Source organism: uncultured Campylobacter sp. (assembly GCF_937997595.1).
Lineage (GTDB): Bacteria > Campylobacterota > Campylobacteria > Campylobacterales > Campylobacteraceae > Campylobacter_B.
The window spans coordinates 1-16,399 of the sequence record NZ_CALKTS010000102.1 but is presented as its reverse complement, the minus strand read 5'-3'; the positions used below and the strand labels follow the sequence as shown (position 1 = coordinate 16,399).

Genomic DNA, 16,399 nt, shown 5'->3' with positions numbered 1-16,399 from the left:
CCGAGTTTAGGCGTGAATTTTACGCCGCACGAAGCGGGGCGCGAGATTAAATTTCAGCAGGCGAGGGTGTTTAAATTTAATTATGCTGGAAATTCTACGTTGCAGCAGCAGTGGGGCGGATTTTAATACGGCGCGGGCGGTTAAATTTAAACGCGGTAAAATTTGGGCAGTGAAATTTTAAGAGCTGCGGTGGCGTGGAGCTTGTAGTTTTAAATTTCGCACTTAGACTTTGGCATCAATTAGAGTTTTATTTCGGCAAAATTTTATTATGATATAGCTATGTCTTGGAATTTCGCCGTAGAATATGAGATAAAATTTAGTTTTGAAGCTTAGCGCTGAATCCTTGAATAAAATTCTACGTCAATATGTGCTGAGCGCGCGAGATTTAAAGATGGATTTTAATGGTAGGATTTTACAGACGCGATGTAAAATTGCTATGGCTTTTGTCAAATAAGGGGGGCATTGCATCGAAATTTCGCAGGCGCTGATATTTTTGTAAGCCGTGCGTTACGCGTATAAAAGACATATATTACTTTAGTGTGTGATTGCACCTACAATTGCGGAATTTTATTGTGATAAAATTTTAATGCGGTAGAATTTTACTTTGATAAAGTTCAAATCCCTGCTAAATTCTGTCTTAGTGCTAAATTTTGCGATGAAATTTTGAGTGGAATTCTATCGTAGTAAAATTTCATCATAGCGAGATTTGCAGCAAAATTTTTTAAAATTATTTTTTGATTCGCCTTAGCATACAAAATCCAAGGAAATAAAGCGGCGACATAACGATAAAAATTATGATGTATCTCCACGCCGTGCTCGCAAAAAATAGCCCCGTAAGCTCCATAAATTTCATCGACGCGCCAGTATAGCGGTCGCCGATGCCGATGAAAATAATAGCCGCGAACTCTACGAGCAGTGCAGGAGCAAATAGGATCGAGCCTGCAGTTTTGAAAAACATAAACGCAAACGCCTTGAGCTTATAATAAAACGAAATGAGCCCAAGTCCGATCACGCCGCAGATGAAAATCTGCTCGAACTCATCCAGCCCCAGGCTCTTATCCTGCAGGATCGTAGAGATGACGCACAGGATGATAAAGACGTTGTAATTCGCCATTTGACGTATCGGGTATTGATCGTGCGTCGCTATGGATAGTAGGTTTATCGCGCGGTTAAGCGGCAACAGATAAAATAGTGCAAAACTAAGGAAAATCAGCAGATCCATTACCATATAAACCGTATCTTGATTGACATAAGCTTCGATCTGCGAAAAAGATAGAAATATGCTTGCGATTTGCGAGCGGAATATCAAAATAATGACTATCGGCACTATGGGCAGGATTATGGATTTAAGCCCTTCCTTGCGGATAGATGAAGTATAAATTTTACTCTCGACGCTTTGTGTAGTGCGTAGATCATCGGTTTGGACGAACTCAAATCCAAAGAATTTCGGTTTTTTTGCACTCGTAGGCTTAGCTTTGCGGTTAAATTTAAAATTCTTAAATTTTTTTGCGACCTTCGCTTCTTTTACGGCAGATATATCGTTTGCGATATTTTCGGTAGAGCTTTGAATAAATGGCGCTTCGGATATATTATTTTCTGCGAAATTCTTATCGCTAAAAATTTCATCGTTTTGCTTTGCAGATTCTTTTGGCTGTGGGGCTACTTTTTGCGCTACGCGGTCTTTGGATTTAGAGCCCTCGACGCGCTTTATATTTATCGCGCTGGATGCTAGCGTGTCGAAGCTTACCTCATCGCCGTCGGTTAGGCTAGGATCGCGCTCGCCTAGCATTTCGTAGCTATACTCGACCCCGCCCGTGGCGACTATGACATTTTCACCTCTAATAAATCCGATAAGTCTCATATACTAACATTCCCCGATTTTTTAATGAGAAATATTAGTCAAAATGAACTTAAAAAACGATTATTCTACGGTGACGCTTTTGGCTAAATTTCGCGGCATATCTACGTCGTTGCCAAGTCTGACGGAGATTTCAAGAGCTAGAATTTGTAAAATTATCATCATCTCAAAAAACTCGCTCATCGCGTGACTCTGCTCGCTCGTTTTGATAAAATCATCCGCGATCTCGGGCTCTTCCGGGCTGATAGCTAAAATATACGCATCGCGCGCGGCAAGCTCTTCGACATTGCTTTTTGTTTTTTCGTAGAGCAAATGCTTTGGCATCAGCGCAACCGTAAAGAGATTAGAATCGGCAAGAGCGATCGGTCCGTGCTTCATCTCGCCGCTTGGATAGCCTTCCGCGTGCAGATAGGAGATCTCTTTGAGCTTGAGCGCGCCCTCAAGAGCGAGCGGATAGAAAATATCGCGCCCGATAAAGAAAAAGCCGTGTCCGTGCAGATAGTGCTTACTCATGCGGTAAATTTTATCCTGCAAGCCGTCTTTGATCTTTAAAATTTGCGGGATATGAAGCATCGCCGAAATTTCAGCGGAATTTATGCGCGCCGAGATGACTTTGCGCAGATTTGCAAGATACACGACGAACATCCATAGCACCATAACCTGTGTCGCAAAGGCCTTCGTAGATGCTACGCCCTTTTCGATGCCTGCGCGGGTGAGGATCACGCTGCCTGCCATGCGCACGATCGAGCTGTTATCGACATTGCAGATCGCAAGCGTCCTAAGACCGGCTTTTTTAGCGATATGTAGTGCCTCTAAGGTATCGGCGGTCTCGCCACTTTGCGAAATCACGATAAATAAGGAATTCTTGTTTAAAAACGGCTCTTTATAGCGAAATTCGCTGGCAACTTCTACTTTCGTGCGGATTTTAGCGATGCGCTCGAAAAGATACGAGCTTACGAGTGCGGCGTGATAGCTCGTGCCGCAGGCGCATAACACGACCTCGTCGATGCCCTCAAACAGCGCCGCGTCAAGCTCGTCAAATTTTATCTTGCCGCCCTTTATTACGCGCCCCATCATTGCTTCGGTTACGACTTGCGCTTGCTCGTAAATTTCTTTTTCCATAAAAAATCTAAAGCCCTCTTTTTGCGCATAGCCTTTATCTTTAGGGAGCTCACTAAAGGCGCAATTATGCGGTTTAGAGTTTTTAAAAACGTCTATTTGTCCAAGCTTGGCAACGCCGTAAATTTGATCGTCCAGATACGCAGCCGTATTCGCAAGCCCGATGAGGGGGGCGTCTGAGGAGCTAAAGAAAATTTCGTTTTTATCGTTTTTTGCGACGATCAGCGGAGCCGCGTTTTTAGCAAAGAAAATTTCGCCGGGTGCTGCCTTGGTGATCAAAAGCGTAGCGTATGCGCCTTTTAGCCGTTTAATTGTAGCTTCGTACGCCTTAAATGTGTCGTTACTAGCCTTGAAATTTTTCTCGAAAAGATGCACTATTACTTCGGTATCGGTCTGGCTTAAAAATTTCACACCATTCGCTTCGAGCTCATCCTTTAGCTCGATGTAGTTTTCGATGATGCCGTTATGCACGACGAAGCTAAAATCTCCAAAATGCGGATGCGCGTTAAGCTCGGTGGGCTTTCCGTGCGTCGCCCAGCGAGTGTGTCCGATTGCGACGCCAAAGCCGCTGCTTTGGTAATCTTTCATCTTAGCTTCCAGATTATTCAGCTTGCCGACTGCTTTGAAATACTTTATGTTTGCGCTCTGATCCATCACGGCAAGGCCCGCGCTATCGTATCCGCGATACTCGAGCTCCTTAAGGCCATCAAGTATGATTTTTTTCTTCTCTTCGCTTCCGATGTAACCTACGATTCCACACATCTTGTTTTCCTTATTTAAAATTTGGCGCTCATTTTACTACGCTATTTTAAATTAACGAAAATTCGGCTCTAAATTTAGTCCGCTTATCCGTTTTGTAAGCAAAAAATTATATAATTAGCTTTAAAATTTGGCTTGGGAAATCGATGGAAATTTTAGAAAAACTACAAAGCGGCGAGAGGTTAAATTACGAAGACGGCGTGAAGTTATGGGATTTGGATCTTTTCGATCTGGGCAAATTTGCCTTTGCTATTCGCAAAGAAAAAAACGGCAAAAACGTCTATTTCAACGCAAATCGTCATATCAATCCTTCGAATTTATGCGCAGATACCTGTAAATTTTGCGCATTTTCGGCGCACCGCAAGAACGAAAACGCCTATACGATGAGCGATGATGAGATCATGCGTATCGTGGATGAGACCGTAGCGCGCGGCACGAAGGAGATTCATATCGTAAGCTCGCACAATCCGTTCGTTACGCCGCAGCAATATTTGGGAATTTTCAAAGCGATAAAGCAAAAATATCCGCTTCTGCACATCAAGGCGATGACCGCGGCGGAGATCGATTACTGGCGGCGAAAGTGGAAGATGAACTACGAAGAGACGATAGAGCTGATGATGCAAAGCGGCGTGGATTCGATGCCCGGGGGCGGCGCCGAAATTTTTGACGAGCAGATCAGGGATCAAATTTGCAAAGGCAAGGTCTCAAGCGAGCAGTGGCTGCAAATCCACTCGCTGTGGCATGCGCGCGGGCGTCAGAGCAACGCCACGATGCTCTTTGGCCATATCGAAAGCTGCGCTCACCGCATAGATCACATCTTGCGTATCCGCGCGCTGCAAGATGAGAGCCTAGATCGCGCTAACGGCGGCGGTTTCAACGCTTTCATCCCGCTCGTGTATCAGCGCGAGAATAACTACCTAGATGTGAAGGGCTTTTTGGGCTCGGTCGAAATTTTAAAAACGATCGCGATTAGTAGAATTTTGCTCGATAACGTCGCGCATATCAAGGCGTATTGGGCGACTTCGACCTTAAGCTTAGCCCTCGTAGCGCAGGATTTCGGCGCGGATGATCTTGACGGAACGATCGAGAACGAAAGCATTCAAAGTAGCGCCGGCGCCGGCAGCAAAAAAGGGCAGAGCAAGCGCGATTTTATCGATATGATCAGCACGGCAGGCTTTGTGCCGGTCGAGCGCGACAGCTTGTACAATCAGATCGAAATTTACGAATAAATTCTAAAGGAGGAGCAAGTGGAGAAATTCTTTCATCTCGCCGCGGCAAAAACGTCGGTAAGGCAGGAGCTTATCGCGGGACTTACTACGTTTTTGGCGATGATTTACATCGTGCCGGTAAACGCTAACATTATGAGCATCGCAGGCATGCCGTTTGATGCGCTGGTTACGGCAACTGCGCTTATCACGATAATCGCAACGCTATTTAACGGGCTCTTTGCAAATACCCCCGTTGCGCTTAGCGTCGGCATGGGGCTAAATGCGTATTTTACCTTTGCGTTGTGCGTGGATGCGAAGCTGCCGTGGCAGAGTGCACTTGGCATCGTAGCGATAAGCGGAGCGCTTTTTACCGTGCTTTCGTTTACCAATTTTCGCGTTTGGGTTATCAAATCTATCCCGCTTGATCTGCGCCGCGCAATAAGTGCTGGTATCGGGGCTTTCATCTGCTTTATCGGACTTAAACAGATGGGTGTCATCGCGCCTAGTCAGGCGACGCTAGTAACTTTGGGAAATTTAAAAGATCTAAACGTTTTGCTTGGAATTTTAGGCTTAGCGGTCGTGCTGGTGCTCTTCGTGCTTAGAATCAAGGCGGCGTTTATCTTAAGCATCTTGATTACTTCGTGCGTTGCGTGGGTGGCTGGAATTTCGCCCGCACCGCATGGCATAGTAAGCGCGCCAAGCGGCATAACGCCGATATTTGCTAAGCTAGATATCCCCGGAGCGCTAAAGCTTGCGTTCGTGCCTTTTATAATCACATTTTTTGTCACGCATCTATTCGATAGTATCGGTACTCTAACCGGCGTGGGAAACCGCGCAGGGCTTTTTGGAGAGAACAGCAAAGACGGCATGAAAAAACTATCTAGAAATTTAACCTCCGATGCGATAGGTAGCGTCGCAGGCGCTGTTATCGGCACGAGCACGGTCACTGCATTTGCCGAAAGCGCGAGTGGAGTAGAAGCGGGCGGCCGCACGGGGCTTACCGCAGTGTTTTGCGCTATATTTTTCGTGCTGACGCTGTTTATGCTGCCGCTATTTAAGGCGATCCCGGCAAATGCGATCTATCCGATCCTCGTAATGGTCGGGGTTTTGATGTTTAGCGAGCTTGGCAAGATCGATTATAGCGACGCTGGAATTTTAATCCCAGCGTTTTTTATAGTATTTTTGATGCCTTTTACCTACTCGATCACCAACGGCTTAAGCTTTGGCTTCATCGCATATATCATAGTTAGGCTCGCTCAGCGCAGGATAAAAGATTTAAATTTAGGTGTTTTGACGCTTGGATTTATCAGCATTTTAGTATTTTTGATGCATTAAATTTTAAGGAAAGATATGAGATTTTATAGTTTTGACGAGATGGATCGCGACGCAAGAGTTATAGCAAAGCAGGTTAGGGACGAATTTATGCCCGATGCAATCGTGGCGATCGCTAGAGGCGGGCTCACATTCGGTCACGCGCTAGCCAATGCGCTTGATATGCGGACGATATTTTCGATAAATTCCATCCACTACGCAGACACCAAAAAGCTCGATACCATCGACGTTTTCAACGTGCCCGATCTGGAGCTTTACAAGCGCGTGCTGCTGGTGGACGATATCATCGACAGCGGCGACAGCATGGTCGAGATCAAGCGCGTGCTGCTGGAGAAATTCCCGCAAATAGAGCTTAAAACCGCGGTGATTTTTTACAAACCTAAGGCGCTTATCCAGCCCGATTTTAAAATTTCAAAGACGGATGAGTGGATAAATTTCTTTTGGGAAAATTATACGATAGAGGAATGAAGCGGCGCCCGGTTAAATTTAGCGGCTAAATTTTAAAAGATTCGGCAGTTTAAATTTTATAAAATTTCAGCCGAAGAATTTAGCCGTAAATTTAAAGTGCCCGCAGCAAGGATGAGAGTGAAGAAGCTTTATCAAAACGAAATTTTCGTGATCTCCATAATGTGCCTGTTCCAGGGCATATTTTTGCTTTATGCGATCTCAAATTTAAGCATCAGCTACTACGAAGCCGAAATTTTTTATGATAAAAAATCCCTCGTTTCGCTAATCGCAAATTTAAGCTGCGAAATTTTCGGGCGCAACGACTACGCTCTGCGCGTGCCGTTTATTTTGATCCACTTCGCAAACGTCGCGATGATCTATAAAATTTCAAAATTTATTCTAAAGCGCCGCTTCGATAGAGTGGTCGCTACGGCGCTATTTATGGCGCTTCCTGCGTCGATGAGTAGCGCGATCTTGCTAAATCCCGCGGGCATCATTGTTTTTTTCACGCTGCTGGCGATATATTTTGCAAAGAGCGAATACAATATCGCGCTTTTCGTGCTTCTGTCCGTTTGCGCCCTGATCGACCGAGCGTTTTTTATGCTCTACGTAGGCTTTGGAATTTGGGCGCTTTATACGCGCAAAAAGGAGCTTTTGCTACTTTGCATAGCGCTATTTAGCTTCAGCGTGATCTTTTACGACGTAAGCTCGGAGGGCAAGCCGAAGGGGTATTTTTTAGACACCGTGGGCGTTTTTGCGGGCGCGTTTTCGCCTTTGGTGTTTTTATTTTTCATCTACACGATCTATAGAATTTGGATCAAAGAGGAAAAGAGCCTGCTGTGGTTCATAGCCACGAGCGCGCTTTGTCTAACGATGCTTTTTTCGCTAAGACAGCGCGTGCCGCTTGAGATGATGCTGCCGTATTGCGTCATCGCTACGCCTTTAATCATTCGGGTTTTGTTTAATTCGTACCGCGTTAGATTGCCTAAATTTCGCACCTTTCACAAGATCGCCGTGGGTGTAACGCTGGTAAGCTTAGCGGTGAGCTATTTTGCAGTGATTTTTAGCGATGTGATGTATGAGGCGATGTTCGCAAACAAACCGCAGCGGCATTTCATCTATAAATTCGACGTAGCTAGGCAGCTGGCAAGTGAGTTAAAAAATCGCGGAGTAAAAAACGTAAGCTGCGAAGACGAGAGGCTCTGCCTGCGCCTGAAATTTTACGGACTGCCTAGCGGGGATAGCGCTTTTATCTATGCGGATGAGCCGGAATATGTCTTGGATCATAAAAATTCGATACAAAATATAGATATTTACAAGCGAGGCGTGCGAATTGCTAAATTTTATGTTAAAATATAAACAAAATTTTTATGAAAGGTAAAAATTATGAAAAAAGCATTTACTATGATAGAGCTGATTTTCATCATCGTGGTGGTTGGAATTCTAGCGGCGGTGGCAGTGCCTCAAATCAATCGAAATAGCCTTGTGGAGGCGGCAGATCAAGTAGCTGCTCATATTCGTTACACGCAGCAGCTTGCGATGAACGATAACAAATTCGATCCTGACGATCCTAATTGGTTTAAGAGATTTTGGAGGATTCAATTTACCGATCAAGGAGCACCGGGCTCTGCAGCAGGATGGCGATATAATATATATTGGGATAACGGAGCTTTCCCGGGTTCAAACGGACAACCAAATAGCCTAAATTCTATGGCAGCTGATCCGCAAAATCCTAACAAACTGCTTACTTCGGGCTTTGCTAGGCAACCTGCCAATACTGATGGTGCAAGAATGAATCAAAAGCTAAATTTAGGAGCAACATATAATATAAGAAATATACAATTTACTAATTGCGGTAATGGAAACAATCACACCATCTCCTTTGATTCTTATGGTCGCCCTATGGGGCAGCTTGCTAATTCTGTAGTGCCATATGATAGGCTTTTTGTGGGTCAAAATCCATGCGTAATCACGCTTACCAATGATGCGAAAGAGACCGCTAGTATTACTATCGAGCCGGAGACCGGATACGTAAGATACACGCTAAATTCTAATACCGGCACAGCCGCGCAATAGGACTAATAAAATTTTTACTCAAATTTAAGTAAGCGCAAGGAGAATGATGAAAAAATACATAATGACGCCGATTTATTACGTAAACGACGTCCCGCACATCGGCCATGCATACACGACGATCATCGCCGATACTATGGCTAGATTTTACCGCCTGCAAGGACACGAAGTCTTTTTTAAAACGGGCACCGACGAGCACGGCCAAAAGATCGAGGAGGCCGCAGCCAAGCACGGCAAAAGCCCGAAGCAATACGCAGACGGCGTGAGCGCTAAATTTAAAGACCTGTGGGACGAGTTTGGCATCAGCTACGATATGTTTTCGCGCACTACCGATGCCGCGCACGAGGTGGCGGTGCAAAACGTATTTCGCAAGATGTATGAAAAGGGCGACATTTATAAGGGCGAATACGAGGGCAACTATTGCGTAAGCTGCGAGAGTTTTTTTCCTTCCGCTCAGCTAATCGACGGCGAGTATTGCCCCGACTGCGGCAAAAAGACTAAAATTTTAAAAGAGGAGAGCTATTTTTTCAGACTTAGCGCCTATGCAGACAGACTTTTAAAATGGTATGAGGACGAAAAGTGCATCCTGCCGTTAGGCAAAAAAAACGAGGTCGTAAGCTTCGTAAAAGGCGGTTTGAAGGATCTCTCGATTACGCGAACGGGCTTTGATTGGGGCGTTAAAATTCCGCCTGAGCTAAACGATCCGAAACACGTGATTTACGTTTGGCTGGACGCGCTGATGGATTACCTTAGTTCGCTTGGATTTTGCGCGGGCGGCGAGCGGATGGAGTATTGGAGCGACGCGCTGCATATCGTGGGCAAGGACATTTTGCGCTTTCACGCCGTTTATTGGCCTGCATTTTTGATGAGCCTCGAGCTAAATATGCCGCGCAGCGTCGCAGCTCACGGCTGGTGGACGCGAGACGGAAAAAAGATGAGCAAGAGTCTAGGCAACGTCGTGGATCCGCGCGAGGTCGCAAACGCCTACGGGCTGGAGCAGTTTAGGTATTTTTTGCTGCGCGAGGTACCGTTTGGTCAAGATGGCGATTTTTCGCAAAAAGCGATCATTAACCGCGTAAATTCCGAGCTTGCCAACGAGCTTGGAAATCTGCTCAGCCGCATCGTCGGTATGAGCGCAAAATACTCGGATTACATCATAAATTCCAAAGACGTGATGAAATTTTTCACCGCCGAGATCGAGGAGGCAAACTCCTATCTGAGCGCCGCGCTTAGCGCGCTTGAGGAGGTCGCTACCAATAGATACTTAGAGGAGCTTTGGAGGGCACTTGCTCTTGCGAACGCTTCGATCGCAAAATACGAGCCGTGGAATTTGATGAAAAACGGCGAGCAAGATAGGGCGCTGGCTCTCGTCGCGTTGGTTGCAAATATTTTGGCTAAAGTCGCCGTGCTGCTAAGCCCCGCTATGCCGCAGACTGCGGCGCAGATTGCGGACACGCTGGGCTTTGAAATATCCACTCCGCTTTATGAGAAGCTAGTGCTTTGCGGTGAAATTTTAGATTTTAAAGCTAAGCCGTGCGAGCCGCTTTTTACCAAGATCGATCACGAGCTAATGCCGAAGGCGGACTACGATGGGCTGGATGGCGCTGTAAATTCTACAAGCGGTTCGGGCACAGACGCCGCCGCGAAAGACACATTAAATTTAAATACAAACGCTTCCGGTTCGTGCGCTACAGCGAAAGAAGCCCAAGGCGCGACATCTGAAGCTCAAATCAAAATCGATGATTTTAAAAAATGCGTTATAAAAGTCGGTACGGTTTTGGAGTGCGAAAACATTGAGGGCAGTGAGAAGCTACTGCGATTTATGATCGATTTGGGCGAGGAGAAGCCGCGTCAAATCATCAGCGGTATCGCGAAATTTTACGATCCCGCCGTGCTTGTCGGCAAGCAGATCTGTGTGCTGGCAAATTTAAAACCCGCTAAAATTTTTAAACATAGCAGCGAGGGTATGATTTTAAGCGCCGAGGACGGCAGTCTTACGCTGCTTAGCACTCTCGCGCCCGTAAAAAGCGGCGCGATCGTAGGTTAGCAATGAGGACTCTAGCGCGCAAGGCTTCGAAGCTCGCTATCTGCGGTGCGGCTGGGCTCTGCGCGCAAAAAAGCGCCGTTTCGGATAAAATTTTAAAGCTTTGCCGCAGCTGCGGTCTTGCCGCAAAGATCGGCGCGGGCGGGCTTGTATGCGCGACACCATTGGCGCTGAAGCTCGGTGCGGGGGTTGCTTTAAAATTTGCGGCGCGTAAAATTTTAACATTCGGCATTTGCGAGCTGTCGAAGTCCGCTGCTTTAAAATGTGCAAAGCTCGGCGCGCGCGCGGTCGTGCGCTTATTTTCACGCACCGATAAATTTACAGGCGAGCGAACGAAAAAATATGCGAGCGCGGATAGCGAGAGCCCTAAAGCAAGCGTCGCATCGCGCAGAAAGCGCACGGCAAGAGTTTCTAGCGCGAATGTCAAAAAAGACACATCACTTTCCAAAAGTATCTCTGCTAAAAAAAATGCAGCGACAAAAAGCGCGCCCGAAAGAAAATCTCCGCTCACTAAAAAACCTGCACCTATTGCAAAAACCGCATCGACCGCCAAAAATATCGCATTAGGTCTAGTCTCTACATCCACGGCAAAATCGCCATCTGTCGCAAAATCGGCATCCGTAAAAAGCGCTGCGCAAAATAAAATTTCTGCGCCAAGCGCAAAATCGGCAGCGGCTAAAAGCACCTCTCAGAACGCAAAATCTCGCCGCATCGCAAAAAATACTGCTACGCCTGCCGTAATCGTCGCAAAAGACGCCGTCGCGTCCGCCAAAAGCTCTGCCGCAGGGAAATCGTAATGGTAAATTTATTAAATTTAACCCGTATCGTAAACGGAACGATGCTAAATAGTCCCGCGATCTCCGCGGTCGAGAGTTTTGCGATCGAACCCGCAAAGGTCGCAAAAAAGGGCGCTTTCATTGCACTCGGCGCAAACGAGCGCGATGTGAGCACCGCGATCGATAACGGCGCGTATGCGATCATTTTCGATAACAATTTCAAGCCGCTTAACGACGAGATCGCCTTTATAAAGGTCGAAAATTTATGCTCGGCGCTCGTGCGTCTAATAAAATTTTTGGGCGAGACGTGGCGGCACGGCTTCGTGCTGATAAACGAGGTGCAAAGCGAGATCCTGCGCTACACGAGCGTGCCGAAAAATTTGATGTTTGCGCCGCGCAGCAAGGGCGAGCTTTTTATCAGCCTGATGAATGCCAAAGAGAAAAATACCTATTTCACCACCGACGGCGAGCTTTTGCAAAGCCTCGGTATCTCGCCCGTGCGGATTCCTGCGAGCGACGATTTTAGGCTGCTTTACGGCGGCTCGATATTTTACAGCAGCTTTGTTTTCGGCGGGCTTTATTATTCAAATTTAGTCTTTCCGCAGCTGTTTTTGCCCGAGCTATGCGGCGTGATCGAGTATCTCTCGCGCAAAAACATACCCTTTAAATTTCAAAACTTAAGCGCATTCGGCCATTTCGAGCCGATTTTTGTGGATATATTTTTTAACGTTAGCTCGCTCGGCGGCAGTTACCGCGCCTTTATCGCCGAGAGCGATCCTGAGCTTTTTGCGCGCGAGGCGGAGTTTTTGCGGGCAAAATTCCGCGAAAAAATTATCGTCTGCGCTAGCTGGGAGGACCGCTTGGACGGCACCAAGATCGACTTTCGCTTCAATAAGCTAAGCGCGCTAAAGAGCCTGCCCGAGTTTCATTACGCGCTGGTTTTTGCGGAAAAAAGCGCGATCGTGCAGCTTCTAAATCAAAAACCGCAAGAAAAAAATCTATTTTTTTAAAGGCAGCGGATGCAGAGCTTTGATGAAATTTTAAACGGAAATTTTTGGATAAAGAGGCTTTACGAAAACGGGCTATTGCGCGAAGTAAAGGAGCAGATTAGCACCGAGCTTGAGATCGCGCACGCAAGCTACATCGAGGTCAAGAAAGAGCGCTCGCAGGCACTGCTTTTTACAAACGTGCGAAACGCGCAGGGCAAACAGATGCCGCCGGTGCTAAGCAATATTTTCGGCTCATCTTCTGCGTTAAATTTAATCCTCGGTCGCGAACCTGACGAGATTGCCGCCGAGATTGAGAGCCTGCTAAAGCCGAAGCGTCCGCAAAGCTTCGGCGAAAAGCTTGATTTTTTAGCGCACTTAATCTCGCTGCGTAAAATTTTTGTAAAGCGCCTTAGCGGTCGCGGCGAGTGCCAACAGGTCGCGCATCTAGGCGCTGATGTCGATTTGGGCGAGCTTCCCGTGCTTAAGACCTGGGAGAATGACGGCGGCGCGTTTATCACGATGGGGCAGGTCTATACGAAGGATCTGAACTCGCAAACGCAAAATCTCGGCATGTATCGCCTGCAAATTTACGGGCGCGACCGCCTGGGGATGCACTGGCAGATACACAAAGACGGCGCGGGCTTTTTCGACGAATACCGCAAAGCAGGGCGCAAGATGCCCGTATCCGTGGCGATCGGCGGCGATCCGCTCTATATCTGGTGCGGTCAGGCGCCGCTGCCGAAGGGGATTTTTGAGCTGCTGCTTTACGGCTTTATCCGCCGCAGCCCCGCTCGCCTCGTAAAATCGCTTACAAATGAAATTTACGTTCCCGCCGATGCGGATTACGTGATCGAGGGCTTTGTCGATCCCGCAGTAAGCGAGCCGGAGGGGCCTTTCGGCGATCACACGGGATATTATACGCCGGTAGAGCCATTCCCGGTGATGGAGGTTAGCGCGATCACGCACAAGCGCGCGCCCGTATTTCACGCCACCGTCGTGGGCAAGCCGCCGCTTGAGGATAAATTTATGGGGTACGCGACCGAGCGGATCTTTTTGCCGCTGTTTCGTACGAGCGCGCCCGATCTGATCGATTATAAAATGCCCGAAAACGGCGTATTTCACAATCTGATTTTGGCTAAGATCGCCGTGCGTTACCCCGCTGCGGCTAAGCAGATCATGCACGCGTTTTGGGGCGTGGGGCAGATGAGTTTCGTAAAACACGCCGTTTTCGTGCCGCAGGACGCGCCGAGCTTAGATGAGTACGAGGCGCTTACGAAGTACATCTTAAACCGCATAGGCGCGCGCAGTCTCGTTTTTAGCGAGGGTGTGTGCGATCAGCTCGATCACGCAAGCCCGAACTCCTGCTTCGGCGGCAAGCTCGGTATCGATGCGACGGCGGATCTAAGCTCGCAGGCGCCGCAAATTTTAAGCGACGAGGAGCTGCTAGCGAAATTTCAAAGCGAAGAGCCCGCTATTTTGGCGCTTAAACAGCACTTTTGCGATACGAAAAACCCGCTCGTGCTGATAAACATAGACAAAAAAGAGCTTGTAGAGCGGAGCTGGCGGCGGCTTTTGAAATTTAGCGAGAATTTTAAAATTTTGATTTTTACCGATGCGGGGAACGACGCGAGCAACCTCTATATGAGCATTTGGCGCGTCGTAAATAGCATCGATGCGCTGCGCGACGTGTTTGTGGAGCAGGACGATCGCATCTGCATCGACGCTACGAGTAAGCACGAGTGGGAGGGCTATACGCGCCGGTGGCCGCAGGAGACGCTCTGCAGCCGCGAAGTCGTAGCAAGCCTCATAGAGCGCGGTATCGTGCAGGACGAGCCCGAGCTATTTAAGAAATTTGAAATTTTTTGAGGGCGTGAGGCGGAATTCCGCGCGGATTTGAAATTTTAAAATTTAGCTTTGGTTTTAAGGGCTGCGCGTTAAATTTAGATAGAATTTCATCTAAATTTACGGGCTCTAAGCGGTAAAATTTCATAAAATTTACCACTTCGCGAAGGCTAAAATTTTAAGGCGTAAAATTTGCTGCGGCGTAAATTTTAAAATTTCAAAAATTTTTTAAAGCGGTACAAAAGCCTGGTATAGCGCAAACAGGCACAAAATGAAAGGACATAAATGATAGAGTGGATACAAAATTTTTTTAGCGGAGTGATTCCGAAGCTGCTACTAAACGCGACGCTGGAGACGCTGTATATGACCTTCGTAAGCACCGCTTTGGCGTTTATTTTGGGGCTCGTGCTCGCGATCGTGCTTATTCTTACGCGCCGCGGCGGGCTTTGCGAAAACCGCATCGTTTACGCCGTGCTGGACGTCGCGATAAACACGCTGCGAAGCTTTCCGTTTATAATTTTGCTGATCGTGCTCTTTCCGCTTACGAAGCTTCTTGTCGGCACGAGCATCGGCACCACCGCGGCGATCGTGCCGCTTACTATCGGCTCGGCGCCCTTTATCGCGCGGCTCATCGAAAGCGCGCTGCTGGAGGTCGATAGCGGCGTGATCGAGGCGGCGAAGAGCTTCGGCGCGAGCAAGACGCAGATAATCTTTCGCGTGATGTTCGTCGAGGCGCTGCCTAGCATCATCGGCGCGATTACTCTAACGCTCATCGTCATCATAGGATTTACGGCGATGGCGGGCACGGTCGGCGGCGGCGGGCTCGGCGACGTGGCGATCCGCTACGGCTTTCAGCGCTTCCGCCCCGATATAATGGCATACACAGTCGTGATCCTGATCGTGCTCGTGCAGATAATCCAAAGCATCGGAAATTTGCTTTATAAAATTACGAAAAAGTAGGAGCGCTGGCGGTTGCGGCGGAATTTTATGATGAAATTTTATATGCTTTACTTTTGCTGTGGAATTCTGCTCTCACTGTAGTATTTCATCTTTGCTTGAGATTCTGCGTTTGCTTGTAAGATTCTACTACTTGCTAGCGAGATTCGGCATTTACTCGCAAGGCTCCGCTTTCGCTCATGAGATTGCACCCTCGCCGTGAAATTTTGCTTATAAATTCTAAGACAAGCAGTTTTAAAATTTTATAATTTTAAGTTTTGCAAGATCTTTCTTATATAATTTCACTTTTACTTCGAAATTTCGTAGCTTAATTTTAAAATATAAAGCGCAGAATATAAATAAAAGGCACCGGCCTTAGCAATAAAAGCCAATAATGATGGTATTGCCGCTTTGACAAGCTTTTTTGGCTTTGGTAAAAGAACCTAAGATTACGCCAGTTCTTTAAGCATAAGGCAGACTATGAAATTCCTCTGCGAATTGAGCCTAAATTCTTTAGTATTGAGGAATTTTAAAGCGGCATAGAAAGCGTAGAATTTTATGAATTGCCTTGCGCCGCTTGCGGTAAAATTTTATGCGGGTGGATACGGCGCGTTTAATAAGATCGTTATCGCATAAGAGTGAAGTTACTAAATTTATCCCGTTTTGCATTGCAAGATTGATGGTCTCTTTATGCGCCGCAAACGGGATCATATGCGTAGCGTCTAAATTTAAAAAGGGGCGAGAAATCTATCGCCCCTGAAATTTTAAGTATAGGATTTGATTTTATAGATGTGTGAGCTAGGGCTTGCTTGCCCCTTAAAATTTAAAACATAATCTCAAACCCTGCATTGATAGCCCCACCTCTTGTTTTGCCTACGTAGCCCTTGCCTCCTAGGCTAAAGATAAGGTTTTTGCTATCGTATTTATAGCCTGCTTCAAATACTCCGGTTGAACCTTTTAGGCTAGGCTTAGGAGCGTCAAGTCCCATAGTAGATGCTTTAGCATCCCCGCTAAAC

14 protein-coding genes are annotated in these 16,399 nt (G+C 47.0%); 10 read left to right on the top strand and 4 right to left on the bottom strand.

Going from position 1 to position 16,399, the window contains the following annotated elements; all coding sequences use genetic code 11:
- Window positions 1–727 precede the first annotated feature (727 nt).
- Together Q0614_RS03705 and glmS are read right to left on the bottom strand one after the other, a co-directional pair.
- The gene (locus Q0614_RS03705; protein ID WP_298786623.1) at window positions 728–1,861 is read right to left on the bottom strand and encodes a hypothetical protein; all 1,134 of its coding nucleotides are present in this window, start codon (window positions 1,859–1,861) and stop codon (window positions 728–730) included.
- 60 nt (window positions 1,862–1,921) lie between these two features.
- The gene (gene glmS / locus Q0614_RS03700; protein ID WP_298786621.1) at window positions 1,922–3,739 is read right to left on the bottom strand and encodes a glutamine--fructose-6-phosphate transaminase (isomerizing); all 1,818 of its coding nucleotides are present in this window, start codon (window positions 3,737–3,739) and stop codon (window positions 1,922–1,924) included.
- Window positions 3,740–3,882: 143 nt separating this feature from the next.
- Here glmS and mqnE point away from each other — a divergent pair, with 143 nt between their 5' ends.
- From mqnE to Q0614_RS03655, 9 genes are all read left to right on the top strand, one after another.
- Window positions 3,883–4,965, top strand: coding sequence for an aminofutalosine synthase MqnE (mqnE, locus tag Q0614_RS03695; RefSeq protein ID WP_298786620.1), 1,083 nt, complete (start codon window positions 3,883–3,885; stop codon window positions 4,963–4,965).
- A gap of 18 nt (window positions 4,966–4,983) precedes the next feature.
- Window positions 4,984–6,279 carry an NCS2 family permease gene (locus Q0614_RS03690; protein ID WP_298786619.1) on the top strand — a complete coding sequence of 432 codons (1,296 nt, stop codon included), beginning with the start codon at window positions 4,984–4,986 and terminating at the stop codon, window positions 6,277–6,279.
- A 15-nt stretch (window positions 6,280–6,294) separates the two neighbouring features.
- Window positions 6,295–6,744 (top strand): phosphoribosyltransferase family protein, encoded by a 450-nt coding sequence (locus Q0614_RS03685; RefSeq protein ID WP_005871628.1) that lies wholly within the window; start codon window positions 6,295–6,297, stop codon window positions 6,742–6,744.
- A 111-nt stretch (window positions 6,745–6,855) separates the two neighbouring features.
- A complete protein-coding gene (locus Q0614_RS03680) occupies window positions 6,856–8,082 on the top strand; it encodes a hypothetical protein (RefSeq protein WP_298786617.1) in 1,227 nt (408 codons plus the stop codon).
- A gap of 27 nt (window positions 8,083–8,109) precedes the next feature.
- Complete coding sequence (locus tag Q0614_RS03675; RefSeq protein WP_298786615.1) at window positions 8,110–8,799, top strand: type II secretion system protein; 690 nt, start codon at window positions 8,110–8,112, stop codon at window positions 8,797–8,799.
- Window positions 8,800–8,845: 46 nt separating this feature from the next.
- On the top strand, window positions 8,846–10,843 hold the full coding sequence (metG, locus tag Q0614_RS03670; protein WP_298786613.1) for a methionine--tRNA ligase: 1,998 nt from the start codon (window positions 8,846–8,848) through the stop codon (window positions 10,841–10,843).
- 2 nt (window positions 10,844–10,845) lie between these two features.
- Window positions 10,846–11,637, top strand: coding sequence for a hypothetical protein (locus tag Q0614_RS03665; protein ID WP_298786611.1), 792 nt, complete (start codon window positions 10,846–10,848; stop codon window positions 11,635–11,637).
- The gene (locus tag Q0614_RS03660; RefSeq protein ID WP_298786608.1) at window positions 11,637–12,626 is read left to right on the top strand and encodes a hypothetical protein; all 990 of its coding nucleotides are present in this window, start codon (window positions 11,637–11,639) and stop codon (window positions 12,624–12,626) included. Before Q0614_RS03665 ends, Q0614_RS03660 begins: the two co-directional genes overlap by 1 nt.
- Window positions 12,627–12,635: 9 nt before the next feature.
- Entirely contained in the window at window positions 12,636–14,471 is a 1,836-nt protein-coding gene (locus Q0614_RS03655; protein WP_298786606.1) for a menaquinone biosynthesis decarboxylase, read from the top strand.
- Here the strand turns inward: Q0614_RS03655 and Q0614_RS03650 are convergent.
- The gene (locus Q0614_RS03650; RefSeq protein WP_298786604.1) at window positions 14,449–14,595 is read right to left on the bottom strand and encodes a hypothetical protein; all 147 of its coding nucleotides are present in this window, start codon (window positions 14,593–14,595) and stop codon (window positions 14,449–14,451) included. The genes Q0614_RS03655 and Q0614_RS03650 overlap by 23 nt on opposite strands.
- Window positions 14,596–14,732: 137 nt before the next feature.
- On the opposite strand from Q0614_RS03650, the gene Q0614_RS03645 reads away from it, so the two are divergent.
- A complete protein-coding gene (locus tag Q0614_RS03645) occupies window positions 14,733–15,407 on the top strand; it encodes a methionine ABC transporter permease (protein ID WP_297902078.1) in 675 nt (224 codons plus the stop codon).
- A gap of 799 nt (window positions 15,408–16,206) precedes the next feature.
- Here Q0614_RS03645 and Q0614_RS03640 read toward each other — a convergent pair.
- A partial coding sequence (locus Q0614_RS03640; RefSeq protein ID WP_298786602.1) for a hypothetical protein occupies window positions 16,207–16,399 on the bottom strand: 193 nt, incomplete at its 5' end.

Coding starts and splice junctions, on each gene's coding strand:
- Q0614_RS03665 (WP_298786611.1), top strand. CDS start 10,846: ATGAGGACTCTAGCGCGCAAGGCTTCGAAGCTCGCTATCTGCGGTGCG.
- Q0614_RS03660 (WP_298786608.1), top strand. CDS start 11,637: ATGGTAAATTTATTAAATTTAACCCGTATCGTAAACGGAACGATGCTA.
- Q0614_RS03680 (WP_298786617.1), top strand. CDS start 6,856: ATGAGAGTGAAGAAGCTTTATCAAAACGAAATTTTCGTGATCTCCATA.
- metG (WP_298786613.1), top strand. CDS start 8,846: ATGAAAAAATACATAATGACGCCGATTTATTACGTAAACGACGTCCCG.
- Q0614_RS03645 (WP_297902078.1), top strand. CDS start 14,733: ATGATAGAGTGGATACAAAATTTTTTTAGCGGAGTGATTCCGAAGCTG.
- Q0614_RS03675 (WP_298786615.1), top strand. CDS start 8,110: ATGAAAAAAGCATTTACTATGATAGAGCTGATTTTCATCATCGTGGTG.
- Q0614_RS03650 (WP_298786604.1), bottom strand. CDS start 14,595: ATGAAATTTTACCGCTTAGAGCCCGTAAATTTAGATGAAATTCTATCT.
- Q0614_RS03685 (WP_005871628.1), top strand. CDS start 6,295: ATGAGATTTTATAGTTTTGACGAGATGGATCGCGACGCAAGAGTTATA.
- mqnE (WP_298786620.1), top strand. CDS start 3,883: ATGGAAATTTTAGAAAAACTACAAAGCGGCGAGAGGTTAAATTACGAA.
- Q0614_RS03705 (WP_298786623.1), bottom strand. CDS start 1,861: ATGAGACTTATCGGATTTATTAGAGGTGAAAATGTCATAGTCGCCACG.
- Q0614_RS03655 (WP_298786606.1), top strand. CDS start 12,636: ATGCAGAGCTTTGATGAAATTTTAAACGGAAATTTTTGGATAAAGAGG.
- glmS (WP_298786621.1), bottom strand. CDS start 3,739: ATGTGTGGAATCGTAGGTTACATCGGAAGCGAAGAGAAGAAAAAAATC.